At 43.7% G+C, this 1,334-nt stretch carries 1 protein-coding gene and 1 pseudogene; one reads left to right on the top strand and one right to left on the bottom strand.

Going from position 1 to position 1,334, the window contains the following annotated elements; translation table 11 throughout:
- Positions 1-610: pseudogene (secA, locus tag CIK04_RS24070) on the bottom strand (preprotein translocase subunit SecA); the annotation flags it as partial.
- Between the two features lie 352 nt (positions 611-962).
- Here secA and CIK04_RS24065 point away from each other — a divergent pair.
- Positions 963-1,334: DciA family protein (locus CIK04_RS24065; protein ID WP_325205765.1), on the top strand; the 372-nt coding region annotated here is incomplete at its 3' end.

The following is a 1,334-nucleotide window of genomic DNA, read 5'->3' as shown; positions in this document are numbered from 1 at the left end:
TTCATCGACAACGGCAAAGAAGCGTTCACGCTGAACACGATCTTCATTGCGGAAAGCCATGTTGTCACGTAGATAGTCAAAACCAAACTCGTTGTTGGTTCCGTATAGGATATCGGCTTGGTACGCTTCTTTTTTCGCAGGATGAGGCATGTTTGGCACATTAATACCAACGGTCATTCCTAGAAACTCAAATAGAGGGCGGTTGGTTTCTGCGTCACGCTTCGCCAAGTAATCATTGRCGGTAACAATGTGAACACCTTTACCAGCGAGTGCGTTAAGGTAAGCAGGAAGAGTTGCGGTTAAAGTTTTACCTTCACCCGTACGCATTTCAGCGATTTGGCCTGCATGACGACACTACCACATTAACTGAACGTCGAAATGACGCATACCGTAAACACGCTTTGATGCTTCGCGAACGGTAGCAAATGCTTCAGGTAATAGTTGATCAAGTCGTCTGCTTCGTAGAGCGTTGGCGAAACTCAACCGTTTTTGCTTTTAATTGTTCATCTGAGAGAGCCTCAAAGGTCGGCTCGTAGTTGTTAATCTCTTTAACAATCTTTCTAAGGCGGCGCAGTGTGCGATCGTTGCGACTACCAATCACCTTTGTCAGTAGTCTTAGTTATCATTTCTTATGAATCTCTCTTTGTTAGACCATTTCGGCCTACGATAAATGCCTTCAGTCTCTACCAGTTTTAAACTAAGGATACTGAGATAAATCATGTAACTCAGATATTGTACTGACGAGCTATTTTTCAAGGCTAAGTGGGCAAATAAATGTCGTTCTAGTGTAGAAGGTATTTTTCGTTAAGACAACCATCACAAACCCCATTTGTTTGAAGCGCTTTGAAGTTTTTATTGTTATTGGCGATGGATTCACCAGTGAAATAACGCCAAAGCAACTTGAAGCAGGCTTAAGTGGTAACTTAGAATGCATGTATGGTATGTTTTTTTAGGTGCCTATCATGCGTGATCATCGCCCCACCTCAACACAAGAACTTATTGACGGTAGCGGTAGCTCGCTACAAAAGATCCAGCATCATGCGTGCGAGATACTCGAGTTGAATAAAGTGTTAGCAGAGTTGCTGCCAAATGGGACTGCACAGCATGCCGAGCGCAATTTACGTCAGGGATGTTTGATCCTCGATGTCGCTAGCGCGGCGATCAAAATGAAGGTTGATTACGATCGTTTGACGATCCTGAATGCTTTACGCTCTCGTGGATTTGCTAAATTAATGGCCATCGAAGTTCGCATTAATCCCGGTCTATATCAGCAAAAAGCGCCTAAGGATCAAAAGAAACGCGAGCCGATCTCGCAAAATGCTGCAAATGCTTTA

Source organism: Vibrio sp. 03_296, from assembly GCF_002265885.1.
This window is presented reverse-complemented; position numbering and strand designations above follow the sequence as displayed.